Below are 25,790 nucleotides of genomic sequence, written 5' to 3' on the forward strand. Positions count from 1 at the left end.
GCGTGCACGCAAGTTTTGCTCTTAGTGTCAGGCCCTCCGACATCCGGCAGGAAGGACCAGCACCATGCGGGCCAAGGGCATCAGCTACGACACCGGCTTCGTCCGCGGTGGAACAATCTCCCGTGAGCGTTTCGACCCGGACGTCGTCAGGCGCGAACTGCGCATCATCCGTGACGACTTGAACTGCACCGCCGTTCGCGTCATCGGCGGTGATCCGGAGCGACTGGAGAGGGCCGCGGCCTACGCCGCCGATCTCGGTCTGGAGGTCTGGTTCTCGCCCTACGCCCTGGAACTGACCAGCAAGGAAATGCTCGAGTTGTTCGCCGACTGCGCCGAGCGTGCGGAGCGGCTGCGACAGCGGGGAGCCGAGGTCGTATTCGTCGTCGGCGCCGAGTTGAGCCTGATGAACAAGGGGTTCCTGCCCGGCGACACCCAGGAGGACCGGCTCCAGTTGTTGCTGGACCAGCGGGATGGCCTGCACGAGCGGGTGGGTGAAATCAGTGCGCGCGTCAACGACTTCCTCGCCGAGGCCACATCCCTCGCCCGCGAGCACTTCGGCGGAAAGATCACCTACGCCTCCATACCGCTCGAACGCATCGACTGGACACCTTTCGATTTCGTCAGTGTCGACCTGTACCGGTCGGCCGAGGTCGCCGACCAGTTCTCCGAGGGCGTGCGCACCCTCGTTGCACAGGGAAAGCCGGTCGCCATCACAGAGTTCGGCACCGCCGCCTATCGCGGCGCCGGCGACCTGGGCGGTCGCTGCATGGAGATCGCCGAGTACGACAAGGGGACCGGTGCGCCGATCCGGCTCAACGGCGAGTTCACCCGCGACGAAGCCGGCCAGGCCACCTACCTTCGTGAGCTGGTGGAGATCTTCGACACCAACGGCGTCGACAGCGCCTTCGCGTTCCTCTTCGCGCTCGACAACTTCCCCCACCGCCCCGACGGGGACCCCCGCGACGACCTCGACCTCGCCAGTCCTGGCATCGTCAAGGTCCTCGACAACCACCAAGGCGACACCTATCCCGACATGCCCTGGGAACCCAAGACCGCGTTCACCGCACTCGCCGACTCGTACCGCGCCTGACCACGTCGCACAGCTCGTAAGCAGGGGGCCCGAAGGGGAGCCATCCTCTTCGACCACTACAGCTGCCCGGCGTCGACGTCAGCAACGGATCGCCCGCCAATGGGGGTGCTCAGCCCCGCCGACTCAAGCGCTCAGTCACATCAGTGTCCTGTGACATCGAACCTTGAGCGTGTGACACCGAAGTTTGAGCGGTGGCTCGTTGGCGCTCTCAGAGTCGACGCTGTCGGGGATCTTGAGATTCGCAGGGAAGACCCTGCCATCTCCTGGCGGTTCCGGCCACCTCCCGTCCCTCTCTGTCGCCTCGGCGGCTACTGGCGGAACCGGCCGCGCAGCTTGGGCATCCAGCGCGGCAGCCAGGTCATGATGGTCACCGTCGCGGCCAAGCTGCCGATTGTCACGAAGAAGGCGCCCGGATAGAGGTGGTTCACCCAGCATGGCTGCCACTCGTTGAGGCAGGAGTTCGAGGAGCGCTTTCCGGGTATCGCGCGGGAGACGGCCAACGCGCTCACCAAGGCCACGACCGCGCACACGATGCCGGCCACGGCCCATCGGGGCGAGTGCTTGCTCTTGACCGAGTTGCCCCGGGGGAAGGAGCGCTTGGCGGCCGTGAACGTGATCGGGAGCAGCACGCCGACCGTGGCGCCGAATCCGATGCCGGTCGCCGGCCAGTACGCCGCCAGATCCCACACCTCGTCACCGAGCCACAGCGACAGTGCAAAGAATCCGCCGAGAGCTACGATCGCGGCGGCCTGCTTGGCGGTCTCCTTCCGGCCCACCTTGGAACGGTTCATCAGCGGATCCTCTCGGTGGTCTGGTGCGTGCGGCCGATGCGCGGCCGCGGCCGCGAGCCCGCCCGTCCGCGAGGCGTAGGAAGTTGGCGGGCGCGTGGCGGCGCCTGCGGCGGCCGTCGTGCCAGGGCAGCCAGAACGGCCCGACAAGAGGCGAAGGCCGTCGAACCTGTACGCCGTCTTCGAAGAACCCCAGGTCAAACGCCGCAAGGTCCGGATCTGCGTACGCTCCCGCGAGCGCCGCCACTGCCACCCCTGACGACCCAGCACGTCATGCCACTCAAACATCGGTGACACAACCTAATGATCATCAAGGTTCGCCGGCAAAGATCAAGGTTCGATGACACAGGACAATCAGCTGTGACTGAGTGCTTCAGTTGGCGGGATGCGTCGACTGAAGCGCTCGGAGACCGCCCAGTGTTCGGTGATCTTGAGGCGTGGGCGGCTGCGGACCTGGTTAGACCGTGGTGAGGAAGTCGCGGACCGCGGCCGCGAAGCCGGCCGGGTCGTTGGCGTATACGAAGTGGTCGGTCTCCAGCTCGACGAGGTGGGTGCCGGGGCGTCGGGTGACCATCTGTGCTGCCTGCTCCGTCGGCAGCACGCCGCCCTTGGCGCCGCGCACCAGCAGCGCCGGGCAGGTGGAGCCGGTCCAGTCGGCCCAGTGGTCGCCGTGTACTTGGTCCTCGGAGTCGTGGATGTCCTGGGGGTGGAAGTGCAGGCCCCAGGTGCCGTCCGGTCGTTCACGGACGACTGACTTGAAGTGCGGTGCGAACGGGCCGAGTTGCGCGACGAACGCCTCCCGGTCGGGGGCGCTGCCCTCCGGCAGGTTCAGGACGAACGCCAGCGGATTGCTGCCGTCCAGGCCGAGTTCAGCGCATCCCTCGGCATTGATCAGCGCGGTGACGCGCTCGGGGTGGCGGGCTGCGAACTGGTAGGCGTTGATCGCGCCGAGCGAGTGGCCGAGGAGGGCCGCCCGGTCCAGGTTCAGGTGATCCATGAGGGCTTTCAGGTCGGCGAGGTAGCCCTCCCGGCTGTAGTCGGCCGCCCGGTCGGACTCGCCGTGGCCGCGCTGATCGGGGGCCAGGACCCGCCACTCCGGGGCGAGACGGGCGGCGAGCTCGGCGTACGACAGGCCCTCGGACATGTGCCCGTGCAGGGCGAGCAGCGGGCGGCCGGGGCCGCCGAAGTCCACGTAGGAAAGGGTGCGTCCGTCGACGGTGAGCGCGGAGCGCTCGGCGGTATCGGTGTCCATGGCTTCACCGTAGAGCAGATCTATACGCATGTACAAGACGCTTGTTTAAGACGCTCACGTGAATCTCGAAGCGTGCCGCGCACACCCGCCACCTATCGCGCTCGACTCGCCAACTACCGCACTCATCCGCCAACTGGAGCGCTCGGTCACATCAGCTCCGCGCCCGTCCGAGCGGCGCCCCGGTGCATAGAATCGAACACATGCGCGGCAGCTTCCCTCCAGCCGTCGACCACATCCTGCACTGGTCACACTGGCGCCGAAGGCGACAACACCAGGCCCGCATCAGCCACTACACGCGATGCAGACACAGCCCATAGAACTGCCCACCCATCAGCACAATCACCGTTGCAGTGCTAGGCCAGGTGCATGGGCCTCATGTCAATGTTGTGCCGCCGGCCGATCTCCACCATGCGCTCGACCTCCGGCGCCGTGTCCGACGGCGGGGGCAGCTCGCGCCGCTGGGCCGGTTCACCGGCTTCGGCGAAGAACTTGTCGATTCCGCCCGGCGTGTAGGTGATCACCATACGGACCGTGCTCGTAGGTTCGAATCGCTCCAGCGTCCCCGCGGGGATGTGGAAGAACGAGCCGGGGCCGCCTTCGAACGTCTCCTTGCCGATGTGGTAGCGCAGCGTCCCCTCGACGACGTAGACGCTCTCGGTCCCGGGGTGAATGTGCGGCGGTGGGCCCCCTCCCTCCGGAATGGTCATCTCCATGACGGTCATCTCGCCGTTGGTTTCCTCACCAGACGCCTTGACCTCGTAGAGGCCGTTCAGCATCCAGAATGCGTCGCCTTCGCCCTTCCGGCGTACGACGGAGTTCTTCGCCATGCGGTCGCTCCTTACCTCGTAGCTTCCACACGTATTCCCGCGAGTGACCTGACGAAAGGCCGCCGTCCGGGTAGGTAGGCCGGCCGGAATGGTCAAGCGCCGGCGCTGCGGGGCGGCCATGAGAGGTACTACAGTTCGCGATCCTGGCGGGCTACTCGACCTCGTGGTCATCCAGGCTGCTGACCTGGAAGCCCTGCCGCTGCCCACAAAGCGGGTGATCGAGGTCGTCGGATTCGTCGACGCGGACGTCGACCCGCTGTTGTACGCGCGTCCGTATTGGGTGCTGCTTCGTGAAGTCCGCGAACAGCTCGCGGACTGGGCGACCGGCCTGATCGAAGCGGCCCGGGATGCGGGCGCCAGCTGGGCAGACCTGGCCCAGCCACTCGGCGTCGCCAGCCGCCAGGCCGCCGAACGCCGCTACCTCTGCCTGCGGCCCGACCCCGCCAACAGGCGAAGAACGCGTCAAAGCCACCCGCGACCGCCGCGCCGCCAACCGCACCGTGGCCGCCTGGGCCCGCAACAATGCCGCCGACCTGCGCCGACTCGCCGGCCAGATCACCACCCTCACCACCTCCCCGCCAACGCCCACGCCCCCATCGAGCACCTCCACCAGGCCCTCGCCGACAACGGCGCCGCCAACCTCCTCGCCCCCCTGGCCGCCACCGCGCCGCACCTCCAGCACAATCACCCCGACCTCGCCACCCGCATCGAAACCCTCACCCGGCACGCCGAACAACTGCGCCACCACAGCAACGATCAGCCCCGCACCGCCTGAGCTTGTGAGGGCGAGCTCAAGACGCAGACATCTGCTGGAAGCGCTGACGAGCGAGATGGTGCGGCACTCCGTCGCCGGGGAGCAGCACCTCTCCCCCAGGTGCGCAAGCAATGGTGCAGGCCGGCTCCCACTCCCTTGAGGGGGCGTGAAGACCGGCTGGTAGTGCTGGTAGTGCTGGTAGTAATGCCGTGCATGCCGTGGACAAGGATGCGCCACTTACTGCGACCGACGCGACGACGTGGGGCGGGCTCGAATCCGAGCCGCGTCGGTGAGCGGGTGCCCTTGCGCGCGGCATCTGGCTGGCACCGTGGGGTGCTGGCCTGCAAGGGTTCGTCACGCGGGTGGTGTGCGGGCGCGCAAGCGGCCTGCGCGTGAGGCTTTGGCATTGGAGGGGGCGGTGAGCGCCCTCGGGCGCTGCGCCGAATGGAGGGCCGTTCGTCAACGCCCTTGCCCGTGTTTCTTCCCCCGGGGTTAATGGATACGTGGGAAGCGGTGGGCCGCCCGTCCCCTCTGGGGAGCTCAGCAGTTGGCCCACCTGTTGTCACCCGTTGTTCCTTTGAGGCGCCCGGCGATCGGCACCCTGCACCGAGGGTGGGCTCCCCAGGAGGGCCGATGGACCCGTCAGCCGCTCGTGGTTCTGGCTGATGTTGCGTCCCGTTGCACAGCGAGGGCACGCGACAGGAGGTGAGGGGCCAGCACGTTGGCGGCGACAGTGGCCAATCGGCCAGGGCCATGCCGTTCACTGGCATCCGGCCCGCAACGCCGGAGGAGCCGATGCAGCTGACGGGTCGAACCCCTTCGCAGCTGTGGGGCCATCGCTCCTCCGGCACTACCTCACTCGGCCGACCCAGCCCCCTGAGGCAGTCATGGCTCGCACGCGTCGCGGCGGCATGCCACCAACTCGACACAGCGGCCCTGCCGCCGGACCACCACACCCGAGCGAAACACCCCAGCCCCCACGATCCGCTGGTGCAAACGCGAAATCCGCGGAACGGGATGTTCGCGACACGAGGCGTGTGGTTACCCGTTGAACATGGCAGCGAAGTGGCAGCGCACTCGGGATGAGCAGCATCTCGTGGGGAGCGATGCTCAGGCGCACGGTGGCGGAGTTCAAGGACGACGAACTCGCCGACCGGGCGGCGGCCCTGACCTACTACGGCATCCTGACGCTGTTTCCCACCCTGCTGGTGCTCGTCTCCCTTCTGGGCATCGCCGGCAAGTCGGCCACGAAGAGCATCCTGGACAACCTCACAAAGCTCACCCCGGGCTCGGCCCGCGACATCATCACCAACGCGGTGACCCCAACTCCACCTGAGCAGTGGAGCCTTGGCTCAGTGATGCAGGTGATCACGTCTGCCGGGACATGCCCGTGGTGGTGGCGGGTAGGGGCCCTGTGACGAGGGCCCAAGCAACCGGAAGGAGCCAGAGCATGAGCAACAGCACCTTGGCGACCGGAACGGCGCAGGAGACCTCATCGAAGGCGCGTGCCGTTCCGGCCCCCACGGTGCTGCCGCAGATCCCGGACCCGCGGCACATCGCTCCCGCCGACGCACGGAAGCTCTCGAAGCTGTTGCTCCAGCGACTTGAGGCCCTGGAAGAGGGGCACGCGTGAGTACCAGTACGTGCGTAACACCCTTATCGAGATGAACCTGACCCTCGTGCGTTACGTCGCCCGCCGATTCTCCAGCCGCAAGGAGTCCATGGAGGACGTGCTTCAGGTCGGCACTATTGGTCTGATCAAGGCCATCGACCGCTATGACGCCTCTCGCGACGTGGAGTTCACCACGCTGGCCGTGCCGTACATCCAGGGCGAGATCAAGCGGTTCTTCCGCGACACCACCTGGTCGGTGCATGTGCCACGGCGCCTCCAGGAGCTCCGGATCGACCTCGCCCGTGCCCGGGAAGAGCTGGAAGGGCAGGGCAGCCACGAGCCGTCCGCCGCCGAGCTCGCCGAACACCTCGACATGCCGGAGGACGAGGTGGCCGAGGGCCTGGTGGCCTGCAACGGCTACGACAGCGACTCCATCGACCGGCCCATCCAGGCCGGCAGTGGTGGAAGGCAGCAGACCGGCTTCGTCGCCGACCTCATCGGCACCGAGGACCCCGCCCTCGCCCTGGCCGAAGACATCCAGGCCCTCAAGCCGCACCTGGCCAAGCTCGACGACCGCGAACGCACCCTCCTCCAACTGCGCTTCGGCGCCGAAATGACCCAGACCGAAATCGGCGACGCACTGAACCTCTCCCAGATGCACGTCTCCCGCCTGCTGACCCGCATCTGCAGCAAGCTGCGAGAAGGACTCCTCGCCACAGCGTGAAGCCGTCGACGGCGTTGACGGGCCGGGCAGGACACCTCCCGACCCCGTTGCGCTCGGCCTGTCCTGGTGCTGCGCCCTCGCCTGCTGCCCCGCGGTGCAGCAGTTGCTGTTGCCGGAGCCCAGGACCAGAGTAAAAGGGAACACTTATACGAGATCGGAGCTGTCATGGTCCTTGCCGGCATCGTTCTCCTGGTCATCGGATTCGTGACGGGCATCGCCATCCTGTGGACCATCGGCATCGTGCTCGTGGCGATCGGCGCCATTCTGTGGCTCCTCGGCGCGATGGGGCACGCCGTCGCGGGACGAAAGCACTACTGGTAGCGACAGCGGCTCCCCGCTGTCGGCGGGTCCGCAAACGGAGCATGCCGAAGACCTCCGACCGTCCGCGAAACGACGGCGCACCACGAACGGTGACGCCAGGTGAACCCCGGTCACCTCGAACGTGAAGGCTGCGTCGTGAACCCGATGCTCGTGGCACGCGCACAAGGTGTTTTCTACACCGGCGGTGGGGCGTGGGCTTTGCTGCGCCCCCACAGCTTCGAACGCTACTTCGGGCCCCAGAGGGTGAAACAGGAGCAGGACTGGCTGGTGAAGACGGTTTCAGGGCTGCTGGTCTCCTGCGGCTGGAGTCAGATCCGGACCTGCACTACCGCTGAATGCCTGGTCCAGGCACGCCGTATCGGCGTCGGGACGGCCCTGACACTGCTCGCCATCGACCTGGTCTACGTACCGGCGGGCAAGGTGCGTCGCAGTCACGCGCTTGACGCCGTCATCGAAGCGGGCTGGCTTGTTGCCTGGTGGCGGTGCAGGGGCTCACGGGTATGGCAGAGGGACGCGTGAGGATCGGGAACGGGTCCCGAAGCTGAGGGCGGCGACGGCAGGCAGGCGGCTGAGCTGTGGGCGGTGTACATAGGAGGTGTGCGTCTGCGGCAGCCGTCATCGGTTTTCCGTCGGTCGTGGCGACCCCGTCATGTGCTGGTGGCGTTCCCCGTCGGCCTGATCGTGGTCGTCGTGGTGGTCGACATCCTCGCCCCGCCCGACGTCCACCTCGGCCCCTTGCTGGTCGCGGCCCCGGCGATGACGGCCGCTCTCGGCGGGGCCAGGCTCGTGGCGTCGATCGGGGCCCTCGCCGTGGTGGCCCAACTGATCATCGCTCTGGTGCGCCGCGGGTGGATCACGCTCAACCACGAGATGCAGATCCTCGCCCTTGTGGTCGTCACGGCGGTCATCATGATCTTCTGCCGTCTGCGCGAGCGCCAGCAGCGGCAACTGACACAGGTGCGCTCGGTGTCCGAGGCGGCACAGCGCGTGCTGCTGCGCCCGCTCCCCCGCTGCATCGGTCCGCTCAAGGTCGCCTCCGTCTACCTGGCCGCCGAGGCCGAGGCGCACATCGGCGGCGACCTCTACGCCGCCGCCCGGACCGACGACGGGACCCGGCTGGTCATCGGCGACGTGCGCGGCAAGGGGCTGAGCTCCATCAGCGACGCCGCAGTACTCCTCGGTGCGTTCCGTGAAGCGGCCCATCAGCACGCCACCCTTGCCGAACTCACCCGCTATCTGGAAGGAAGCGTCAGCCGTGGCCTCGCCGAGCTCGCCGAGACCGACCATGACGCCGACGAGGACTTCGTCACCGCCGCTGTCCTCGACATCCCCGACGACGAGCCCGTGATCCATCTGGTCGACTGCGGGCACCCCCCGCCTCTGCTCATTCGCCACCGCCAGGTCACACCACTTGAGGTCCGCCAGCCCGAACCACCGCTGGGCCTCGGCGAATTCACGGACCCCGGCTACCGCGTCGAAACCTTCCCCTTCGAGGCCGGCGACCTCCTGATGCTCTACACCGACGGCGTCATCGAGGCCCGCGATCGCGCAGGCGCCTTCTACCCGCTCACCGAGCGGGTCGCATCGTGGGAGGGAGACGGCCCCGAGGCGCTCCTGCGACACATCCGCGATGACCTGCTCGCCCACAGCGACGGCAGCCTGGGCGACGACGCAGCCATGATCGCACTCTCGTGCACCCCCGCATCCTCGACGGCGCCGGCAGGCAAGTGAGCCGGAGCGCATCCTGCTGCCGCGTCGGATCCGAAACCGCAGTCTCGCAGTCGGCCTGTCCTGAGGTTGAGGAGACCTCCAGAGGCAGACTGTGGAGGGTGGGCTGGCCAGAGCCCTCGTGGCGTGAGTTGTGGAGAGAGCAACAGCCGCCCCACGGGACCGGCTCTTCGAGCGGTACCAGACAAAGAACCGCCGTGCCGCCGCTTCCTTGCCGCCGGGCGCGACCGGAACAGACTCGGGCGGTGGTCCGGCCGGTGGACGCCGGCAATCGGGCCGCCGTCAGTCGGCGGAAAGGGCCTGGATTGGACAGCTCGCGGGCGACGCCAGCGAAGGCCACCATGCCAACGAGCCGGTAACCGTCGGACCTTGTGAGGGCATCGTCGCGAAGAACTCGTCGCCCCCTTGCTGTCCTCAGATCCGATGCACTCCGCGCCGGGGGCATGATGTCGCGTGCTACAGGCGGGACCTCGGCCGCTAAGTATCTTCGGGCCGTATGACGCCCCCCGGGCACACCATGTGCCCGGGGCGGCATGCCGCCAGTGCCCAGGCGCAGGCACCGACCCTTACTCGGCGAGCAGGCGGTTGAAGAAGGACCGGTAATGGCGCAGTGCCATGCGCAGGCCCTCGGTGTCGACTTGCTCGCCGCGATTCCACTGTTCTTCCAGCGCCTTCTTGTGGTCGGCGAACGTCGTGGCAAGGCTCTGCATGACCTCTGCGACCAGCGCGTCGGCGCTCTGCACGGCTTCGCGCGGTTCATCCACAAACCTGCTTTGGACCTCTTGCCAGCGGCTGCGGAATCCGTCGGCGTCCTCTGCCGAAAGAAGCTGCGGAGCCTCCTCCTCAACGGCGCCCGCGCTCTCGGGGGCACGAGTGGAGGTTTCCGTTTGTGTCGGAGTGGACTCGCCAGGGAAGGTGGGCACCTCTGCGGCGGGTGATGTTCCTCCCGCGTCTGGAGGGGCCTCGGGGGGCTGGGCCAGATCTTCGGTGGTCAGGCCCCTCTGCTCGGGGCCGGGGGCGGGTTCTCGATCGCGTTGCATTTCTCCATCCTTTGGGTGCTGTGGTGGGGGTGTGCGTTCAGGCAGGGGCGCGTTCGCGTCCGCCGCCGTCGGAGAGCAGTTCGTCGAAAAGGGCGCGGTAGTGCACCATGGCGCCTCGCAGTTGCTCAGTGGTGGCCTTGTGCTGGGTACTGAGCGCATCGACCTCGTGGGCGGCGCGGTAGTGCTCCAGTGTGCGTCCGTGCTCGACGGAGAGGTCCCTGAGCTGCTGCTCAAAGCCTTCGGTCGGGTAGCCCCGCTCATGCATCAGCGACGTCACCAGCCGGTCTGCGTCATGCACAGCCTCTTCCGGGCGGTCGACGAACTCCTCCTGCACTCCGCCCCATTCGCGGCTGTAACGCTCACGGCTACTGCTGGGCAGGGGCTTGATGTCCAGCGAATCATGACGCTTTTCGCGTGATCTCAGCTCTCGCTCGCCGGCCCGCCGACTGTCGGCATCCTCAACGGTGCGTTCGTACTCCGGCCCGAAGCGTTCACGCAGGTGGCGACGGCGGCCCACGAAAAGCGTGATCCCGACGGCGAGCAGAGCAACCACCACCACGAGGGGAATGATGATCGCCAGAAGTGTGCCTGTTGACATCGGGCAAACCTCCTTACAAAGGCGGCTCCGGTCTCAGCTTAGAACCGGGGAATGTGGTTGACCGGGCAACAGAGCTGCGAGAAGGGTGCAGGATACGGAGTGAGGCGAGAAATCCCGGGAATGATCTGGCGCCCGCCCCACCCTCACGCTGTGGATTCCGGCCCGCCAAGGCCAGCTGGGCCGGTCGTGACGTCCAGCTCACATCCGCATCGTCGAGGACTTGGCCGCCCCGTTCGACCCCAGAAAGCCAGTTACCTGTCCGCCACGCACCGTGAACGACCAATCGTCCACCGCCCGCTTTCCCCCTTACGCGTACGTCAGCCCCTGGCCCCCCGCATCACGCCGCCCAATGCGCACACTCCCTTCCTCGACCTCCAGCGGATTTCCAGCTGCTCAAGCACCGTACGAACCCGCGCTCGCCACCGGGACACCTGAAAGGTGAAAGCGTCCCCCGTGCTTCGTCCCGGCTCTTCGCCGGCTGCCTGCTACCAACGGCGGATGAGCCGGTACATCGATCGACCAACCGGGAGCCGTGGGCGCCGGCGACCAGGCCCAGGAGGTTGACGCCGATGGCAACGCCATTGTTCTGGCGGACGAGGGTGTGAGGGCGTCTGCTTGCCGTGCTCCAGCCGGGAGACCGAGCGCTGCCGGCCCAGGCGGTCGGCCATGTCCTTGCCGTTCAGGCCCGCCTCAGTGCGCAGCTCACGCAGCCGCGCGCCGCCGCGCAGGACGACGGCCGGCATGCCACCCGGGAGCGGTGACGCGGTGCCCCGAAGGCTGCCTCGCTGATCGGCCAAGGTGGAAGTCCGGATGAACCCGCTCACCATGGCATCGGTGGCGTCCACCGTCCGTTCGGGAGCCTTCCACCAGCCGTACATCGTCGCTCCTCGGTCGACACACGGCAGCTCGCCAAGTCGTCCCGCCCGCTGTCCGAGGACACCACGAAGCAGCTGCGCTCCCTGATGCAGCTGACCGCGACCTCGGGCACCGCGGCCGAAGCAATGGCGGGGCTCGACGGGAAGCTCGGTGCGAAGACCGGATCGGCGGAGGTCGACGGGCAGAAGAAGCCCAACGGTTGGTTCACGGCCTACCGAAACGGCCTGGCTCAAGACCGAACACAGCCTGGGGCACGGACACGCCAACGCCTTGGTCGCCTACACCCTCGCCGAAGACACCGGTATATGAGCGTCCACCGGAGAACCCTCGAAGAGGGCCACAGCAGTCCTGGGCGAAGCCAGAGCGTGGCGCCGGTCCGCCACCACCGTGCTCATACGCCACCTGGATTCCAGCGACACGCGGGGCGGACCGTCACACACTCGCTTCACCAGCGTCCAGCAACAGGCCTTGGCTAGCAGAACCAGCCTCGAAAGGACCCCTCACCCCCCTCCTCCGCGCTGGGGGCCCGCCGAGCCACCGCCGCCAGCAGCCGCTGGACCGCGCGCTGCCATACAGCGGCCCTCGTCAGCTCTCCCGCCTGCGTCCACGACGGAACGTCACGCTTGCGCCGCCGCGGCTGGTACGGAGGGCGGCCCGGGGCATCGGCCGCCGCACCGAAGAAGTCCCCGCCCTTGCGCTTGAAGCCGTCCGCGCCCCACGCCTGCCTCTGGCGCTGCTCGGCCGACGCCTTCTGCAGGTGCGGAATGTGCTTGGCGCAGTGGATGTACGCCTCCTCAACCGTGATCTCGACCCACAGCTGGGCTCGGCGCCCGGGCACGGGGTCGATCGGCAGCTCGGGCCGGGCGCGGCGCATCTCCTCGTCGGAGACGATCCGGGCCCGCCCATTGACGTGCAGGCCGATCCGGTCCTTCAGGAAGTCGATCATCAGGAGACCGACATGGGGGTTTTCCTCAATGTTGCCGAGGCTGGCGAGCACGCCGTTGCCCCGGTACTCGGGGTAGACCAGCGTCCTGTCGTCGAGGACCTGGAGGAAGCCGGGCGGACCGGCCCGGAAAGTGCTGTCGCACTCACCGTTCCGGTCGGAGGTGGCCAGGAAGCACATCTCCTGGCGCGCCACGAAGTCCCGCATCCTGGTGTTGAGCCGGTCCAGGACCTGCTCGTCGTAGAACTTGTCAGCACGTGCGGTGGTGCCCATGCGCTCCTGGAGTTCACGCTCGCCATCGCTGCCGGATCTGACCCGGCAGTCTGCAGCGGTCATTGAATCCACCGTGGGCATCCAGCCTGCCGTGGACATCTGGTCCGCCACCTGGTCCTCCCTGAGCGCCGCCTGGACGCCACCTCTCCACGTACCGGTCCCGGCCGAGCGGGAGGCTCCAACCGCCGAGTTCCGGCTTCGGCAAAGCGGATGGCGTACCGATACCAAGAAGTAGATGCCGGACGCGGGCGGGGCTGAGCGGGGGGCCACATCCCCGCCCGCGTCGGGCACGGATCCTGCAGCCGGGGGGACCTTGGATCCGTCGTGTGCCGACGATCAATCGGCACACTCAGTTCTGCGCCGTCGGCTCATCAAATGTCACACCCGCAGGGCGAGCGAATTCTCGTGCGCGCCCGTATCGGACGAATTGCGCTCGCCTGGTAGCGCAACGGCACCCTTCACTCTGCCTGCGGCCGCTCCTATACCGCCAAGGCGAGGTCCGCATCAGTTTGGGACTCCAGCGAATAACACCGAACCCATGCCGGCAAATCAGCCCCGCAGCCAGGGCGGCAACCACCGGCTCGACCGCAACCGGGACAGGCGGATAGCCCTGGTCGTCCACACCATCGCCGACACCCCCGCTGTGTTCCAGGGCCTGTGGATCCTGCTCTACCTGCTCGAAGCCAATCAGGTGAGCATCTTCGTCGAGTTGGTGAACGGCTTGGCGGATGGGCTGACTTGGTGGTCACAGGACATTTTCACCATGCACACAGAGGGCGTTGGCGCCTCCTCAATTACGCTCTGCCAGCCGTGATCTATCTGCTGGCCGGACAGGGAATAGCCGCACGGATTTGCCGCCGTTCACCCTGTTGCGTCAATCCAAACCTGTGAAGAAACGAAGGCGGTTCAGCAACAGTTCTGGAAGCGGGCTACTTCCACTCCAGAAAATGTCCGGGGCGCGCCAACTCGGCGGCTTCACCGCTCCGTGGAAGTGCTGCGAGAGGCAAGGCGCCGGGGCCTCCACGCCACCCGGCGCCACGAACTGCTGGGCGCTACTGCACGTCGACGTAGTCGCCAGTCGCCTTGACGGCCGGAGTGGTCGAGGTGCCGGCGAAGTTCCAGCGCCAGGCGCCGTCGCCAAGGACGGTCACGTCCCTGCATGTCCGGGCGAGGCCGGAGTCCCGCCGTGCCTTCGCGTCGGCGGTGGTGCCGGGCACCGGGCGGGCCGCGGCGACCACCAGGCGGGGGTCGGCGTCGATGATGACCTGCACGTTTGCCGAGAAACGGTAGTTACGTGAGGAGGCGCCGGCCTTCCGGTCACGGACCGGGATCAACGTGCCGTCCACGATCCACAGCCGCTCCACCGCGTCAGCGGGGTGGGAAGCCGGCTCCAGGGCCAGCAGCGGCCGCAGCCGTTGGATGACTCGGCACATCGTTGCCGACGAGGCGCCGAACAGCGGCGCGAGCTGCCTCGTCGTGAGATTCGTGCGGTAGTACACGGCCACCAACAGCACCCGCTCCACCAGCGGCAGGTACCACGGTCGGCCACTACCGGGGCCGATTCCGCCCCGCTCGCACGACCTTCAACAATCGCTCGAACTGCCGCATCCGCAGGCCCGTGAACGTCTCCACCCACAACGACTCAGTCCTCAACACCCCACCCATGCAGGGAAAATGCCCCGGAACACGGCCTTCTGCAACACGCTTTACTGATCGTTTCAGAATGAAGCGCTTGGCCAGTCGGTTGTGCACTGCGAAGATGCGATCTCGACTGGGCGGTGGAGGGCGGGGACACCTGATGACGCATTGGCGGCTCTTGCGGGGGGACGTCCTGGTCGGTGAGCTCAGTGAGTACGGCTGCGATCAGCCGTTCTTCCTGGCGCGCTTCACCCCGGCCCAGGGTGGGAGAGCGTGAGGGCGTTGTTCGAGGCATGGGCGGCCCTCAAGGGCCCGGACCCGGACGGGTCTCGGACTGTTGCTGTGGTCAAGCCGTTGCAGGACTTGGAGCTCAGGCTGGCTCCGGTTGACGGCCAGCAGCCTCCGTTACAGGTCTTCAAGAACTGCGTGCTGCGAATCAACGGGTCTGAGGCTCGCCTTCGCTACTGACCCAGCGGTCGGCGCGTCTGCTGGAGTCGCCGTAGACAGATCAGGCCGCAAGCCAGGTCCAGCAGCCCGTGGCGGAGGTCGGCGCGTCGCTCGTAACGGATGCGAAGCCGTTTGAACTGGGCAGCCAGGCGAAGGTGCGCTCGACCACCCACCGCACCTTGCCCAGCCCGGAACTGTGGCGACACCGCGTCGGGCGATCACAGGCCTGATGCCGCGTGTCCATAGCAGGCGGCGGTATTTGTCGAAGTCGTCGCCCCGGTCGGCGTACAGACGCCGACGCTTGTGGCGAGGCCGACCCCGAAGCCCCCGTATCGGTGGGTTCGCGTCCAGCAGGGGCAGGAGTTGTGTGACGTCGTGGCAGTTGCCGCCGGTGAGTGTGGCTGCGAGTGGAGTCCCATGGCGGTCGACGATCAGGTGGTGCTTGGAGCCGGGACGGGCGCGGTCGACTGGCGAGGGGCCGACATGATCCCCCCTCTTTTGCGGCGTGCTGGGGGGCGTGGGGGTGCGGGCGGGTGGGTGCTTTCTTCTTCGCCTGCCGGACCTTGTTGCCCAGCTCTTCGAGAACGTATGGGTGAACGTGTGTGCGCAGCTGGGCGAGGAGGTGATCTTCCTCGTCACCGACGTGGGCGGTCACCTCGGTGCGCAGCTTCAGTACCAGCCGGTCGAAGTCGCGATCACCGGCCTGGCGCTGCTGGAGGTCGTCGCGGAGCTGCTCAACGCGCGCGTGGTCGGCGAGCTCTTTGTCCGCCAGCGCGTCCTCCTCCTCAGGTGCTCACGCACCGCGGGATAGAGGTACTCCTCCTAGGCTACGGAGTGGCGCACCAGTTCGATCGTCAACGCGTCCACCAGACGCTTGCGGTCCGCACTCCCCGGGGGAGCGTCCTCGAACTGTTCGAAGAGCTCATCGACCTCCCGGTGGTCGGTCGTCAGCTCCGCGATCACATCACCACCGGCTCTGCAAAGGGAGCCGCCCGGCATGTAGACAGCCTTAAGTTCGGACAGACCTGGGCAGTCGGACTTCCGTGCTCTCTCAGCCGGCGTGGAGGATCCGAAAGCGATCGGGTTCCGCCGGGTCCCGATCAACGACTTGGATTGGGGTCCAAGCCCATTGCCAAACGCTGATGCCGGGCGTGCGGGAGAACCGGATCGGCCCGCGGGTGCCCTCGACCGCCACGCTCGGCCATGACTCGGCGAGGGCTGCCCGGTCCGTGCCGTGGGAACGCAGCACCGCGGCGAGGACGGCGACGGTGTCCCAACCCTCGAAGGCGACGAAGGAGGGCGATTCGCCCAGCCGCTCGCGGAACTCCTTCCCGACGCGTTCGCCGAGCGGACCGAGGCGCTCGGGCAGGTAGCGCAGGAAGGGGATCCCGGCGCCGTCCTCGCCCAGCGCCGCGTCCCATTCGGCGAACTCCGGTTGTCCGGCCGGAGCGCCGATCAGAATCTCCGCGAGCCGCCGGTCGCCCCGGACGGCCCTGACGATCGGCACCGCCGGCTCCGGATGGCCGACCAGCAGGAGGAGCGCCGTCGCGCCGTGGTCGACAAGCGCGTCACACAGGGCCTCGGGGGTGAGCGCGTTCGTGTTGAGTTCGACGACGGTGCCGCCGCGGGCAGCGAGGTGGTCCCGCAGGACGCAGGTCCCGGACGCCCAGTAGGCGCTCGGCTGGGTCGCCACGGCGATCCGACGCCGGCCCTCACCGAGGAGGAAGTCCGCGTAGATCCGCCAGCCGCGGGACTGGGCCGGCGCCAGGCGCGCGACCCATTTCGTCGGCTCCTCGGTGAGCGCGTCGAGCACCGCGGACGAGCAGAGGAACGGCACGCCGAGGGCGTCGGCCCGGGCGGCGGCGGCGCGGGCGACAACGCTGTGGTACTCCCCCGCCACGGCGGCCACGCCCAGGCCGGCCAGTTCGTCCACGGCCGCCGCGGCCCGCTCCGGATCGGCCGCAGTGTCCCGGACTACCAGCTCCAGTGGTCTACCGTCGATCCCGCCGGCGTCATTGACCTCGCGAACGGCCAGGTCAAGTCCTGCGAGCAGGTGTCGGCCCGCCTCGACCCAACCGGGCCGTGTCAGCGGGACGAGAGCGCCCAGGCGGACGGACGACCCGTCTGTGTGCTCCACTCCGGACTGCAATGGCGGCATGTTCATCGGGTGGTGTCTCCCCTCGGACGATGCGGTCGCGATCCACCCGGATCGCGCTCCGGCCGGGGCCAGCGGTTCGCGTTCATCACGTCTCGCCGCGGCAGGCACGCCCGAGTGATCATGCCGGTCATTGGATCCACCACCATCGCCAATACGCAACCGATTATTCGTTCGCTAAGGGCTGTCCCCGCAATGCTCCACTGACTCAATACGGTCAGCATCGGGGATGGCCGCATTGGGCCGGTCTCGGTCTATCCGGCGAGCGCGAGGTTGTGCAGGCGGGCTATGCCAAGCATGGCGTGATGAACGCCGTCTCCCTTCAAGCGGCAGTCGCGGAGGATCTTCCAGTTCTTCATGCGGGCAAAGGTGTGCTCGACGCGGGCACGGACCTTGCGGTGTGAGCGGTTGTGCTCCTCTTTCCAGGCCGGGAGTTCGGCCTGGCCGGGTCCATGGCGGTGCGGGATCACCAGGCCAGTGCCGCGGTAACCGCCGTCAGCGATCACGTGGTGTTGCCGACGACGGCCTTTGCTCCGGACAACTCCCATGCCCTGCAGTCGTTGCGGTTGCCAGGCAGAGGCTGGCCGACCGCGATGACCAGCCGCGTATCGGCGTCGATGACGACCTGGTGGTTGGTGGAGTACCGGTAATTCTTCGACTGCTCGGCCACCACATGGTCACGCGTGGGGACCAAGGTGCCGTCCACGATGAGCACGGTGCCCTTGCGGAACCGTCGGCGCGGCTGCAGCGCGAGCAGCGGTGCGAGGCGGTTGATGATGCGGTCGGCCGCAGACTTCGAGATTCCGAACAACGGCGCGAGTTGGCGCAGCGTCAAGTTCGCGCGCCAGTACACCGCGACCAGCAGGATTCGGTCCTCCAGGGGCAGGCTCCACGGCCGGCCTCGGCGGACCGTGTCGGCTCCCTCACGACGCAGGGCGGTCACCAGCTTGCCGAAGCAGCGCCGGCTCAGCCCCGAGAATGGGCCTATCCAGGACGGCTGTGACGCCGTGATCACTGCTGCCACGTCAAGATCGTCCCACCACCCCGGAGCCCGGACTTACGGAGATCAGTACCTGACAGAATTTCGCTGGGCGGTCTTGTCATCGGCCGGTACTGTGCGACGCAGGGCGCCGCAATGAAGTTGAGCGGACGATCAACGCCCTGAAGACGTTTCGGGCGGTAGCTACCAGGTACGACAAGCGGGCCTACGTCTTCCACGGAACCGTCACCACCGCAGCCATACGGCTCTGGCTCCGAGCCTGAGCCCGGGGCATACGAGCCATCGAGCAGGGTTCCCGCGTCCGACGACGCATCCGCAGAGTCCACTTGATCGACTGGCTTAGGGTTCCTGCATGACGACCACACTCTGTCTGCGGGAGATCACCTCGGCCAACTTCGACGCAGCGATCGGTCTGCGGGTTCGTCCGGATCAGGAGCACTTGGTCGCGCCGGTCGTGAAATCTCTGGCCGAGGCATATGTCTATCCCGGCATAGCTTGGCCCCGCCTCATCCTTGACGGTGACCGTCCCATCGGTTTCCTCATGGCCTTCTTCGGCATCGACTGGAGGGGCGACGGCACAGGCACCGACATCCGTTCCGGTCTCTGGCGCCTCAATATCGCAGATGGTGAGCAGGGTCGAGGTTACGGTCGCTTCGCGGTCGAGTCCGTTGCTGCTGAAATCCGCCGTCGCGGCGGCACCCGCCTGACCACCACTTGGCATCCGGGCACGGGCGGCCCCGAGGGTTTCTACCTCGGGCTCGGATTCCGCCTGACGGGTGAGACCAGCGGAGGCCAAACAGTCGGCGAGCTGGACTTGCGCTAGGACTCGACCTATCGGACGGACCCTAGCCCTGTGGTTCTATCCACGGCGGGCGGGGCCCTGAACGGGGGTAGTGGCGTCGGTGATCTCCGCGCGGCCCACCGCGGCCCGCAGCGTCCAGGCAGCCGCGGCCCCCGCCACCAGGCCCCAGGTCAGAGCCGCCGGGACTCCGTCGCCGATACTGGCGGACAGGTGCAGCAGGTCCCAGCGCAGGCTGGAGCCCACTCCGTCCACCACCACCCTCAGCAGCTGGCTCGCCAGCAGCCCGAGGACGGTCGCGCAGACCGCGCCGGCCGCCATCGCGGGGACAGTGGCCCGGGTGAGCAGTCCAGGCAGCCGCCGCAGTACCCACCACACCACCACGAGCAGCAGCACATCGCCGGCGCGGTACAGGAGCCAGGCACCAAGCGGCGCGCTCCCCGGGCCCGCCCAAGCGCCGAGCAGCAGCCACTGACGCAGAAGGTCGCCCGGTTCAGCGAACGGCCCGATGCCCGGGGAGACTTGCTGGAGGGCAGCGGCGACCGGCTGGTACGAGAGGACCACCAGGGACAGAGCGATCACGGCGGTGGCGACGGTGGCGGCCCGGCGGGCGGCGCGCGCCGGGACGTCTTCGCGCGACAGCCGGTCGGCCCCCTTGGCGGCGAGGCGCGCGATGAACACGGTCAACGCCGCCGCGACCAGCGCGGCCGCCACCAAGACCTGCCGCCCGGAGGAGATGACGCTCGCCAGCTGGGGCAGGAAACGGTAACTTCCGTGCCCTGCCGAGGCGATCAGCCACGGCGCAGAGACGGTCACCGCCAGGGTCCCGGCCACCACGCCCCAGGTCCACAGAGCGAGCAGCGCGGCCGGCATCCGGCCCTGCACCGGCGGCAGCCTGCGGACCAGGAGCAGCGCCCCGGGCACGAAGAAGGCGAAGACCGCACCGAACCGGATCTGCAACGCAGTGGTGTACAACGCAAGATAGTCAGTGTCGGCGGCCCCGGTCCCGCCGGGCACCTCGGTGCGGAACTGAGCCGAGGCCGGAGGATCGTACGACCAGGGGATGAGCCAGTGCTCCAGCTCGGCGGCGGCCTGGCCACCCAGCATGCCGGCGGCACCCGGCAGGCGCAGTGCGTGCGCACTTGCCCCCACCCACCACAGAAGGGCCGTCAGCAGCAGCCCTCCAGCCACTGCCGGTAACACCGCACGCCGATACGTCATGACACTCCCCCGTCTTTGTCATGCATCCTTTGAACCCCCTACTCGGGGGAGATTACGGGGTGTTGATTACTTACAGGTCACGACAGAGCAGGCAACGCACCACCGGCAATGCGCCGTCACGCATTGCCGAGGGTGCGTTGCCTGCGGCGAGAGGAGCGCGGGGTCGCGCTTTAGGAGACACACGAGTGTGACCGGGGCCCGCTGGCGGGGAGAGTTGCAGTGCCGGTCACCCTCGGCGGGTGACCGACCAGCATCTCACCCACCCCACCAGGGTGTTACGGGACGTCGAGTGCGCCACGATGGGGAGCCGTCGAGGCTTCTGCGCTGAGGAACGGGCACGTGGAACACCTCCCTCAGCCGAATGGTGACTGTGCCCGTCTCGGACCCTGGAGCGAGGTGGCCGAGCAAAGTGGGCCTGCGTGGGCTAATCGTCGATGCACTTGGGGTACTTCGAGCCCCGGTTGCAGTCGTGGTAGTCGTACTTGCTGACCCGGAACTTCTCCTCCTTGCCCTCCTTCGCGGGATCGACGACCAGGTAGAACTTCTTCCCGTCCTTGGTCTTTTCAGTGACCCGGCCTTCAGGGCCGCGACCGAAATCCTGCGCACACCCGGCGAGTGCGAAGGCGGCGACCGCGATGAGGATGGGGACGAGGGTGAGGCGACGCATGTCGTGCTCCGATCAAACTGTGGGACCAAGGCAGTCTAAGAGACCGACTCCCCAACACCGCAGTCAGGGCAACCCACTTCCGCGAACGAGAACCATTCAGCACAGAGCGAAAAGGCAGGCAGCGAGCACACTTACCGGACGGGCCTGCGTGCACTCGCCTCTCCCTCTGCGTCGACACCGCATTCGACCAGGTGCTGCCCCGAAACAACCGGTCGCGACGCCCACGAGCACACCAACTTGACGCCGTGCCAGCCGACTTGGCCGTCCGGGATCGCGAACCCCACCGGCCGACTAGGCGGTTTCGTTTGGATCATCTGGCAGACCAGAGGGAGATACCCGCGATGTGCGGCCCGGCCAGGTAGATGGCCGCTGTCTTCTCGTAGCGGGTGGCGAGGTGGCGATCCCGCGCCAATGCTTCAAGCGGTTGATGCAGCGTTCGACGGTGTTGCGCTGCTTGTATGCCTCGCGATCGAAGGCGGACGGCCTGCCACCCAGGCAGCCCCGCCGCAGGCGGTGGCCGCGTTGATCGGCCGGAACGGGGATAACCACCTGTATGCCGCGCCGCCAAAGGTGTTCACGGATGGCTCGTGACGAATACGCCTTGTCGGCCAGGACGGCCTCTGGCCGGTTCCGGGGCCGTCCACGCCTTCGAGGAGCACGCAAGCGGGCCATCACGTCACCGAAGGCGGGCGCGTCACCGGCCTGTCCGGCGGTGAGATGGAAGCCAGGGGCCGGCAGTTGCCGTCGGCCGCGAGATGGATCTTCGTTGTCAGCCCGCCGCGGGATCGGCCGATGGCGTGGCCGTCCGGCTCGCCGACCGGAACCCCCGACACCGGCGGTACAAGCTTCGTGGCGAAGACTTCACCCCCGGCGGGATTGCCGCCCCGACAGTAATGCGAGGTCATCCGTCTGCCCTTCGACGCCGGTGCAGGCGGGGCCACCGGACGCCCACAGCCGTGATGCCGCCCGACACGGCCCCAGGACCGAGCCTCCGGATGCCCGGGCCGGGGAGCCCGGAAACGAGCGCGAAGTGCCCGATGACGGACACGTTCGCGCCCCTGTACGTCCATTTCTCGATGGGCACATGATGAGAACGTAATAGCCGTCACCCGTCCCGCCGGTGGCTTCGGCGAGGAGGGCCGGCGCCGGCTGCTCGCCTGCCCGGCGGTCTCCTCGCCGCCGCCATGGTGGCCTCCCCCAGGGTCGGTGCGCGTGGATGGTGCCGACCAGGGCGACGGCACCGCTCATGCCGTAGCGGGAGGCGATTCACCCGATGTCGACGAGGAGATCGCCTCCCTCCACCTGCTGGATCTGGTTGATCGCCAGCCTGGCCACGCGCCCGCTCTTCGGGGCGGTGATCGCGGCTTCCATCTTCATCGCCTCGATGGTGGCCACGGTGGTGCCGGCCGCCACCTCGTCGCCCTCGGCCACCGCGAGCGTCACCACTCCGGCGAACGGCGCGGCGACATGGCCCGGGTTGCTCCTGTCGGCCTTCTCCGTCACCGGTACGTCGGCGGCCGCTGCGGCATCGCGTACCTGGATCGGCCGCAGCTGGCCGTTCAGGGTGGACACCACGGTGCGCATACCGCGGTCGTCGGCCTCTCCGACAGCTTCCAGCTCGATCAGGAGCCGTACCCCCGGCTCAAGATCGACCGCGTACTCCGTTCCGGAACGCAGTCCGTAGAAGAAGTCCTTGCTGTCCAGCACGCTGGTGTCGCCGTAGGCCTGCCGGTGTGTCTCGAAGTCGCGGGCCGGCCCGGGGAACAGCAGCCGGTTGAGCGTCGCGCGCCGGTCCTGCTCCAGCCCGCTACGGTCGTCCGCGGTCAGTTCCTGCACGGGCCTGGGTTCGGCGCGGCCCTCCAGCGCCTTGGCACGGAACGGCTCCGGCCACCCGCCGGGCGGGTTGCCCAACTCGCCGCGGAGGAAGCCGATGACGGAATCGGGGATGTCGAACTCGTTGGGTGCCGCCTCGAAGTCCTCCGGCTTCACCCCGGCGCCCACCAGGTGCAGGGCCAGGTCCCCGACCACCTTGGACGACGGGGTCACCTTCACCAGGCGACCGAGAATCCGGTCGGCGGCGGCGTACATCGCCTCGATGTCCTCGAAACGGTCGCCCAGGCCGAGCGCGACTGCCTGCGTGCGCAGGTTGGACAGCTGCCCGCCGGGGATCTCGTGGTGGTACACGCGGCCGGTCGGCGAGGCCAGGCCCGCCTCGAACGGCGCATAGATCCTGCGGACGCTCTCCCAGTACGGCTCCAGGTCCCCGACCGCCTTCAGATCCAGCCCGGAGGGCCGTGCGGAGTGGTCGGTCGCGGCCACGATCGCTGACAGCGAAGGCTGCGAGGTGGTGCCGGCCATGGACGCGACCGCGCCGTCCACCGCGTCCGCGCCGGCCCGGATCGCGGCGAGGTAGGTGGCCAGCTGGCCGCCCGCGGTGTCATGGGTATGAAGGTGCACCGGCAGATCGAACTCCCGGCGCAGGGCGGAGACGAGCGTCTCGGCAGCCGGCGCCCGGAGCAGCCCCGCCATGTCCTTGATGGCCAGGACATGGGCGCCGGCTGCCACGATCTGCTCGGCCAGACGGAGGTAGTAGTCCAGGGTGTAGAGCCGCTCGGACGGATCGGACAGGTCGGAGGTGTAGCACAGGGCGACCTCGGCCACGGCCGTTCCGGTCTCCCGTACGGCGTCGATGGCGGGCCGCATCTGGCCGACGTCGTTGAGCGCGTCGAAGATCCGGAAGATGTCGATGCCGGTGGCCGCGGCCTCCTGGACGAAGGCGTCGGTCACCTCGGTCGGGTACGGCGTGTAGCCCACGGTGTTGCGGCCACGGAGCAGCATCTGGAGGCAGATGTTCGGCACGGCTTCACGGAGTGCGGCCAGCCGCTCCCAGGGATCCTCGGCGAGGAAGCGGAGGGCAACGTCGTAGGTGGCGCCGCCCCAGCACTCCAGGGACAGCAGTTGCGGCACCGTCCGCGCCACCACCGGGGCGACGGCGAGCATGTCCTTGGTACGGACCCGGGTGGCGAGCAGTGACTGGTGGGCGTCCCGGAAGGTGGTGTCGGTGACTCCGATGGCCGGTGACTCGCGCAGCCACCGGGCGAACCCTTCCGGGCCGAGCTCGGCGAGCCGCTGCCGGGAGCCGGCGGGCGGTTCGGTGGCCGGCAGGGGTGGCAGTTTGGTGATCGGATCGATCAGCTGGGGCCGTGCGCCGTGCGGCTTGTTCACCGTGACGTCCGCGAGGTAGGTGAGCAGCTTCGTGCCGCGGTCGGCGGAGTGGCGGGCGGTGAGCAGGTGCGGGCGCTCTTCGATGAAGGAGGTGGTGACCCGGCCGGCCCGGAAGTCCGGGTCGTCGAGCACGGCTTGCAGGAACGGGATGTTCGTGGCCACGCCGCGGATGCGGAACTCGGCCACCGCGCGCCGGGCCCGGCCGATGGCGGTGCTGAGGTCCCGGCCGCGGCAGCTGAGCTTGACCAGCATCGAGTCGAAGTGCGCGCTGATCTCCGTACCGGCGTGTGTGGTGCCGCCGTCCAGGCGGATTCCCGAGCCGCCCGGCGACCGGTAGGCACTGATCCGGCCGGTGTCCGGGCGGAAGCCGTTGGCGGGGTCCTCGGTGGTGATACGGCATTGCAGCGCGGCGCCGTGCAGGACGACCGTGTCCTGTGTGAGGCCGAGATCGGCGAGTGTCTCCCCCGCGGCGATACGCAGCTGGGCCTGCACCAGGTCGACGTCGGTGACCTCCTCGGTCACCGTGTGCTCGACCTGGATGCGCGGGTTCATCTCGATGAAGACGTGGTTCCCGTCGCGGTCGAGCAGGAACTCCACGGTGCCCGCGTTGCGGTAGCCGATCTCCCGGGCGAACCGCACGGCGTCGGCGCAGATCCGCTCGCGCAGCGCCGGGTCGAGGTTCGGCGCGGGCGCGAGTTCGATCACCTTCTGGTGCCGGCGCTGGAGAGAGCAGTCGCGCTCGAAGAGGTGGATGACCTCGCCGTGCCCGTCGGCGAGGATCTGCACCTCGATGTGGCGGGGATCGACGACGGCCTTCTCCAGGAAGACGGTGGGGTCGCCGAACGCGGACGCGGCCTCGCGGGCCGCCGCCTCGATGGACTCGCGCAGCACGCCGGGGTCCTCGACGCGGCGCATACCGCGTCCTCCGCCGCCGGCGACCGCCTTGACGAACACGGGGAAACCGATGTCCTCGGCGGCACGGACCAGTTCGTCCACGTCGCTGGAGGGCTCCGAGGAACCGAGCACCGGTACGCCGGCGGCGCGCGCGGCAGCCACTGCGCGCGCCTTGTTCCCGGTCAGTTCGAGCGTGCTCGCGCTCGGCCCGACGAACGTGATGCCCGCCTCCTCGCAAGCCCGCGCGAGATCGGGGTTCTCGGACAGGAACCCGTAGCCCGGGTACACCGCGTCCGCGCCCGCCCGGCGCGCGGCACGGACGATCTCCTCCACGGAGAGGTAGGCACGCACCGGGTGCCCCGGCTCGCCGATCTGATGCGCCTCGTCGGCCTTCAGCCGGTGCAGTGAGTTGCGGTCCTCGTACGGGAAGACGGCAACGGTTTTCGCGCCCAGCTCATAGCCGGCGCGGAAAGCGCGAATCGCGATCTCACCACGATTGGCGACCAGTACCTTGCGGAACATTCTCGACCCCTTCAGCCTGCCATGAGGGACACCATGGTGTACGCCACGGGCAGATCGGACTCCGGACCCGCAGTGACTTGTTTCCGAACCATGCCTGATCATTCCGTTGGCCGACGTCAAGATCCGGATCCTTCACGGATCCATGCTCTGCCGACGCCACCACGGCCGCCATTTCAGCAGGTCAGCACCGCTACGAGCGTAGGTCCCACGAACCGACGAAGAACCTGCCGACGGTAGTCGTCGATCACTGGCGGCTCGGCGTCTGCCCTTGCTGGAGCGCTCTGACCTGGGATAACGCCAGCCCGGCCGATACCACCTTCCGCAGAACTTCGCAGGCGCGAGATGGTGCGTTCCGTCCGCCGATGTGGTGGACACCCAGGCCTCCTCTTCGACTCC

At 68.1% G+C, this 25,790-nt stretch carries 18 protein-coding genes and 11 pseudogenes; 13 read left to right on the plus strand and 16 right to left on the minus strand.

Going from position 1 to position 25,790, the window contains the following annotated elements; translation table 11 throughout:
• Positions 1 to 64 precede the first annotated feature (64 nt).
• Positions 65 to 1,090, plus strand: coding sequence for a glycoside hydrolase family 113 protein (locus tag TU31_RS34910; RefSeq protein ID WP_042162272.1), 1,026 nt, complete (start codon positions 65 to 67; stop codon positions 1,088 to 1,090).
• 308 nt (positions 1,091 to 1,398) lie between these two features.
• On the opposite strand, the gene TU31_RS34915 is transcribed toward TU31_RS34910, so the two are convergent.
• The 3 genes from TU31_RS34915 to TU31_RS34925 form a co-directional block, all read right to left on the minus strand.
• Positions 1,399 to 1,881, minus strand: a complete 483-nt coding sequence (locus TU31_RS34915; protein ID WP_042162273.1) for a hypothetical protein — start codon at positions 1,879 to 1,881, stop codon at positions 1,399 to 1,401.
• 454 nt (positions 1,882 to 2,335) lie between these two features.
• The gene (locus TU31_RS34920) at positions 2,336 to 3,160 is read right to left on the minus strand and encodes an alpha/beta fold hydrolase (RefSeq protein ID WP_245698981.1); all 825 of its coding nucleotides are present in this window, start codon (positions 3,158 to 3,160) and stop codon (positions 2,336 to 2,338) included.
• A gap of 323 nt (positions 3,161 to 3,483) precedes the next feature.
• Entirely contained in the window at positions 3,484 to 3,957 is a 474-nt protein-coding gene (locus TU31_RS34925; RefSeq protein WP_052719145.1) for a cupin domain-containing protein, read from the minus strand.
• A 118-nt stretch (positions 3,958 to 4,075) separates the two neighbouring features.
• Here TU31_RS34925 and TU31_RS37570 point away from each other — a divergent pair.
• The 6 genes and pseudogenes from TU31_RS37570 (at position 4,076) to TU31_RS34950 (ending at position 9,099) form a co-directional block, all read left to right on the plus strand.
• Positions 4,076 to 4,732: pseudogene (locus tag TU31_RS37570) on the plus strand (type III effector protein).
• 1,061 nt (positions 4,733 to 5,793) lie between these two features.
• A pseudogene (locus TU31_RS34935) lies at positions 5,794 to 6,093 on the plus strand (YhjD/YihY/BrkB family envelope integrity protein); the annotation flags it as partial.
• 68 nt (positions 6,094 to 6,161) lie between these two features.
• Positions 6,162 to 7,047: pseudogene (locus TU31_RS34940) on the plus strand (SigB/SigF/SigG family RNA polymerase sigma factor).
• Positions 7,048 to 7,212: 165 nt separating this feature from the next.
• A complete protein-coding gene (locus TU31_RS39290; protein ID WP_181018737.1) occupies positions 7,213 to 7,368 on the plus strand; it encodes a DUF6131 family protein in 156 nt (51 codons plus the stop codon).
• A gap of 144 nt (positions 7,369 to 7,512) precedes the next feature.
• The gene (locus TU31_RS34945; RefSeq protein ID WP_052719146.1) at positions 7,513 to 7,887 is read left to right on the plus strand and encodes a hypothetical protein; all 375 of its coding nucleotides are present in this window, start codon (positions 7,513 to 7,515) and stop codon (positions 7,885 to 7,887) included.
• A gap of 138 nt (positions 7,888 to 8,025) precedes the next feature.
• Entirely contained in the window at positions 8,026 to 9,099 is a 1,074-nt protein-coding gene (locus tag TU31_RS34950) for a PP2C family protein-serine/threonine phosphatase (RefSeq protein WP_078886126.1), read from the plus strand.
• Between the two features lie 563 nt (positions 9,100 to 9,662).
• Here TU31_RS34950 and TU31_RS34955 read toward each other — a convergent pair.
• The 3 genes and pseudogenes from TU31_RS34955 to TU31_RS40045 all read right to left on the minus strand — a co-directional run.
• Positions 9,663 to 10,136 (minus strand): hypothetical protein, encoded by a 474-nt coding sequence (locus TU31_RS34955; RefSeq protein WP_042162280.1) that lies wholly within the window; start codon positions 10,134 to 10,136, stop codon positions 9,663 to 9,665.
• A 37-nt stretch (positions 10,137 to 10,173) separates the two neighbouring features.
• The gene (locus TU31_RS34960; RefSeq protein WP_042162282.1) at positions 10,174 to 10,734 is read right to left on the minus strand and encodes a hypothetical protein; all 561 of its coding nucleotides are present in this window, start codon (positions 10,732 to 10,734) and stop codon (positions 10,174 to 10,176) included.
• Between the two features lie 602 nt (positions 10,735 to 11,336).
• Positions 11,337 to 11,477: pseudogene (locus tag TU31_RS40045) on the minus strand (helix-turn-helix transcriptional regulator); the annotation flags it as partial.
• 24 nt (positions 11,478 to 11,501) lie between these two features.
• On the opposite strand from TU31_RS40045, the pseudogene TU31_RS40050 reads away from it, so the two are divergent.
• Positions 11,502 to 11,840 (plus strand): annotated as a pseudogene (locus tag TU31_RS40050) (penicillin-binding transpeptidase domain-containing protein); the annotation flags it as partial.
• Positions 11,833 to 11,919 (plus strand): annotated as a pseudogene (locus tag TU31_RS40055) (DUF4287 domain-containing protein); the annotation flags it as partial. The pseudogenes TU31_RS40050 and TU31_RS40055, both read left to right, overlap by 8 nt.
• A gap of 163 nt (positions 11,920 to 12,082) precedes the next feature.
• Here TU31_RS40055 and TU31_RS34965 read toward each other — a convergent pair.
• On the minus strand, positions 12,083 to 12,889 hold the full coding sequence (locus tag TU31_RS34965; RefSeq protein ID WP_052719150.1) for a pyridoxamine 5'-phosphate oxidase family protein: 807 nt from the start codon (positions 12,887 to 12,889) through the stop codon (positions 12,083 to 12,085).
• 475 nt (positions 12,890 to 13,364) lie between these two features.
• Here TU31_RS34965 and TU31_RS34970 point away from each other — a divergent pair, with 475 nt between their 5' ends.
• Positions 13,365 to 13,640, plus strand: coding sequence for a hypothetical protein (locus tag TU31_RS34970; protein ID WP_306304282.1), 276 nt, complete (start codon positions 13,365 to 13,367; stop codon positions 13,638 to 13,640).
• Positions 13,641 to 13,878: 238 nt separating this feature from the next.
• Here the strand turns inward: TU31_RS34970 and TU31_RS34975 are convergent.
• Positions 13,879 to 14,491 (minus strand): annotated as a pseudogene (locus TU31_RS34975) (transposase family protein).
• A gap of 434 nt (positions 14,492 to 14,925) precedes the next feature.
• Positions 14,926 to 15,403, minus strand: a pseudogene (locus TU31_RS37590) (IS5 family transposase); the annotation flags it as partial.
• 100 nt (positions 15,404 to 15,503) lie between these two features.
• Here TU31_RS37590 and TU31_RS40800 point away from each other — a divergent pair.
• The gene (locus tag TU31_RS40800) at positions 15,504 to 15,722 is read left to right on the plus strand and encodes a hypothetical protein (RefSeq protein WP_181018742.1); all 219 of its coding nucleotides are present in this window, start codon (positions 15,504 to 15,506) and stop codon (positions 15,720 to 15,722) included.
• Positions 15,723 to 15,733: 11 nt separating this feature from the next.
• On the opposite strand, the gene TU31_RS40805 is transcribed toward TU31_RS40800, so the two are convergent.
• From TU31_RS40805 to TU31_RS34995, 3 genes and pseudogenes are all read right to left on the minus strand, one after another.
• Positions 15,734 to 15,910 carry a hypothetical protein gene (locus TU31_RS40805; protein WP_181018739.1) on the minus strand — a complete coding sequence of 59 codons (177 nt, stop codon included), beginning with the start codon at positions 15,908 to 15,910 and terminating at the stop codon, positions 15,734 to 15,736.
• Between the two features lie 52 nt (positions 15,911 to 15,962).
• A complete protein-coding gene (locus tag TU31_RS34990) occupies positions 15,963 to 17,075 on the minus strand; it encodes an ABC transporter substrate-binding protein (RefSeq protein ID WP_042162285.1) in 1,113 nt (370 codons plus the stop codon).
• Between the two features lie 245 nt (positions 17,076 to 17,320).
• Positions 17,321 to 18,090 (minus strand): annotated as a pseudogene (locus TU31_RS34995) (transposase).
• A gap of 104 nt (positions 18,091 to 18,194) precedes the next feature.
• Here TU31_RS34995 and TU31_RS40065 point away from each other — a divergent pair.
• A pseudogene (locus tag TU31_RS40065) lies at positions 18,195 to 18,329 on the plus strand (IS5/IS1182 family transposase); the annotation flags it as partial.
• An 89-nt stretch (positions 18,330 to 18,418) separates the two neighbouring features.
• The gene (locus TU31_RS35000; RefSeq protein WP_042162287.1) at positions 18,419 to 18,889 is read left to right on the plus strand and encodes a GNAT family N-acetyltransferase; all 471 of its coding nucleotides are present in this window, start codon (positions 18,419 to 18,421) and stop codon (positions 18,887 to 18,889) included.
• Between the two features lie 36 nt (positions 18,890 to 18,925).
• On the opposite strand, the gene TU31_RS35005 is transcribed toward TU31_RS35000, so the two are convergent.
• From TU31_RS35005 to TU31_RS35015, 4 genes and pseudogenes are all read right to left on the minus strand, one after another.
• A complete protein-coding gene (locus TU31_RS35005) occupies positions 18,926 to 20,086 on the minus strand; it encodes a hypothetical protein (RefSeq protein ID WP_042162289.1) in 1,161 nt (386 codons plus the stop codon).
• A gap of 424 nt (positions 20,087 to 20,510) precedes the next feature.
• Positions 20,511 to 20,753 carry a hypothetical protein gene (locus tag TU31_RS35010; RefSeq protein ID WP_042162291.1) on the minus strand — a complete coding sequence of 81 codons (243 nt, stop codon included), beginning with the start codon at positions 20,751 to 20,753 and terminating at the stop codon, positions 20,511 to 20,513.
• Positions 20,754 to 21,063: 310 nt separating this feature from the next.
• Positions 21,064 to 21,547 (minus strand): annotated as a pseudogene (locus TU31_RS37605) (IS5 family transposase); the annotation flags it as partial.
• Positions 21,548 to 22,019: 472 nt separating this feature from the next.
• Positions 22,020 to 25,394 (minus strand): pyruvate carboxylase, encoded by a 3,375-nt coding sequence (locus TU31_RS35015; RefSeq protein ID WP_042162294.1) that lies wholly within the window; start codon positions 25,392 to 25,394, stop codon positions 22,020 to 22,022.
• Positions 25,395 to 25,790 lie beyond the last annotated feature (396 nt).

This window comes from Streptomyces lydicamycinicus (assembly GCF_000829715.2).
Taxonomy (GTDB): Bacteria; Actinomycetota; Actinomycetes; order Streptomycetales; family Streptomycetaceae; genus Streptomyces; species Streptomyces lydicamycinicus.

What these genes read in the sequence shown, in the direction of transcription:
- TU31_RS34910 (WP_042162272.1), top strand. Translation starts at nt 65, where the DNA reads ATGCGGGCCAAGGGCATCAGCTACGACACCGGCTTCGTCCGCGGTGGA.
- TU31_RS34915 (WP_042162273.1), bottom strand. Translation starts at nt 1,881, where the DNA reads ATGAACCGTTCCAAGGTGGGCCGGAAGGAGACCGCCAAGCAGGCCGCC.
- TU31_RS34920 (WP_245698981.1), bottom strand. Translation starts at nt 3,160, where the DNA reads ATGCGTATAGATCTGCTCTACGGTGAAGCCATGGACACCGATACCGCC.
- TU31_RS34925 (WP_052719145.1), bottom strand. Translation starts at nt 3,957, where the DNA reads ATGGCGAAGAACTCCGTCGTACGCCGGAAGGGCGAAGGCGACGCATTC.
- TU31_RS39290 (WP_181018737.1), top strand. Translation starts at nt 7,213, where the DNA reads ATGGTCCTTGCCGGCATCGTTCTCCTGGTCATCGGATTCGTGACGGGC.
- TU31_RS34945 (WP_052719146.1), top strand. Translation starts at nt 7,513, where the DNA reads ATGCTCGTGGCACGCGCACAAGGTGTTTTCTACACCGGCGGTGGGGCG.
- TU31_RS34955 (WP_042162280.1), bottom strand. Translation starts at nt 10,136, where the DNA reads ATGCAACGCGATCGAGAACCCGCCCCCGGCCCCGAGCAGAGGGGCCTG.
- TU31_RS34960 (WP_042162282.1), bottom strand. Translation starts at nt 10,734, where the DNA reads ATGTCAACAGGCACACTTCTGGCGATCATCATTCCCCTCGTGGTGGTG.
- TU31_RS34965 (WP_052719150.1), bottom strand. Translation starts at nt 12,889, where the DNA reads ATGACCGCTGCAGACTGCCGGGTCAGATCCGGCAGCGATGGCGAGCGT.
- TU31_RS34970 (WP_306304282.1), top strand. Translation starts at nt 13,365, where the DNA reads ATGCCGGCAAATCAGCCCCGCAGCCAGGGCGGCAACCACCGGCTCGAC.
- TU31_RS40805 (WP_181018739.1), bottom strand. Translation starts at nt 15,910, where the DNA reads ATGCCGGGCGGCTCCCTTTGCAGAGCCGGTGGTGATGTGATCGCGGAG.
- TU31_RS34990 (WP_042162285.1), bottom strand. Translation starts at nt 17,075, where the DNA reads ATGAACATGCCGCCATTGCAGTCCGGAGTGGAGCACACAGACGGGTCG.
- TU31_RS35000 (WP_042162287.1), top strand. Translation starts at nt 18,419, where the DNA reads ATGACGACCACACTCTGTCTGCGGGAGATCACCTCGGCCAACTTCGAC.
- TU31_RS35005 (WP_042162289.1), bottom strand. Translation starts at nt 20,086, where the DNA reads ATGACGTATCGGCGTGCGGTGTTACCGGCAGTGGCTGGAGGGCTGCTG.
- TU31_RS35010 (WP_042162291.1), bottom strand. Translation starts at nt 20,753, where the DNA reads ATGCGTCGCCTCACCCTCGTCCCCATCCTCATCGCGGTCGCCGCCTTC.
- TU31_RS35015 (WP_042162294.1), bottom strand. Translation starts at nt 25,394, where the DNA reads ATGTTCCGCAAGGTACTGGTCGCCAATCGTGGTGAGATCGCGATTCGC.